Origin of the sequence: Aquisphaera insulae (genome assembly GCF_011064615.1) — a bacterium.
In the GTDB taxonomy this organism is placed as follows: domain Bacteria; phylum Planctomycetota; class Planctomycetia; order Isosphaerales; family Isosphaeraceae; genus Aquisphaera; species Aquisphaera insulae.
The window spans coordinates 1-1217 of the sequence record NZ_JAALJH010000228.1 but is presented as its reverse complement, the minus strand read 5'-3'; the positions used below and the strand labels follow the sequence as shown (position 1 = coordinate 1217).

At 67.1% G+C, this 1217-nt stretch carries 1 pseudogene; it reads right to left on the bottom strand.

What is annotated here, in order from left to right:
• Window positions 1-253: pseudogene (locus G6O54_RS36880) on the bottom strand (hypothetical protein); the annotation flags it as partial.
• Between the last annotated feature and the right edge of the window lie 964 nt (window positions 254-1217).

Here is a 1217-nt window from a genome sequence, read left to right as displayed (position 1 = left end):
CCTGGGCGATCGGCCGCGAACCGGCGGGCAGGTCCTGGCCCGCGAACAGGGCCGCCGCCTCCCCGGACGAGAGCGCCGCGAGGTCGAGGCCCAGCGCCTTCGCGAGCCTGTGGTTCAGGACCGCGACGCGAGGTTCCCGGACCCTTGCCGGCTGAACCGGCGTGAAGAGCGTTTCCGGCAGGCGGGCGTAGGTGTTGTCGAACCGCCAGCCGATCGTGTCGTGGGCCGCATCGGGAGCGGTCGGGGTGGTCATCCAGGGTCTCCAGGGTACGCCTCGAAACGGCCCATTATACGGGTCGGGAAAGAGGCTCACCCATGCTCGTCCCGTGCCGCGACCTGCCTGCCGATCCCGGGCGGCGTCGAGCCACTGGGATTGTCGCAAACGGCGGGGGGTTCAGGACGCGGAGAGATTGATTGACAGATGGCACTGGGTGGCCGTGGTGGGACACCACGGGGGCAGGCCGAGTGGGTGGACCGGCTCTTCACCAAGGCCGAGGCGGTCCCGTGGTGTTCCACCACGGCCACCCGGAGGGTCTGCGTCGGAGCAAAAGCTATCAACGTCCGCCATTGCGTACGGTGCTCCATCTCCGGCCGAAGCCGGCCAATCGCGCCGGCTGCCCCGGTCAGTAGCCCCCGATTTCGCCGATTTCCGCGGCGACAATCCGCGAGAAATCTCCCCGGGCCCGGTCGAAAATCGCGAAACATGGCGCACTCTCTCTATAGAGGCCTTGCGCCCCGGCGAAGCTGCGCGCCGGTCGGCGTGTCCCCTGGGCGGGCGGCGATGCGATGGTGGAGGTCCCACGATGAGGTGTGGCCGGGACGTCCCTGACTCCGAGACGAGGAACCGGATCTCGAAGGACGCGGGGATCGGTCATTTTCACCCGCAGGCCGGGGGGGGCGAAGCCAATCGAAAACCGCGTCGGGAACGTTGCCGGAAAAGAACTTACGGCGAGTCCTTCGAAGCAGCCCGCGCGACGACCGAACCCAATCACGAAGCCACGACGACCGGGGCGGTGGCCGCGTCGGCCGTCTTCGTGGCGGCATGTCGGTCCCATCCCCACGTTCCCCGATGCGAGTCGGCCTCCGCTCGCCGGCGACCGCTCCTCGTCTCATGGAAAAGACGCCATCGAAGCCAACCCGCAAAAAGAACTCAAAGTCTTTTCTACCAGAAACTTATGGGATCAATCACGGGAACACCGGCGCGACGATCAAACCCA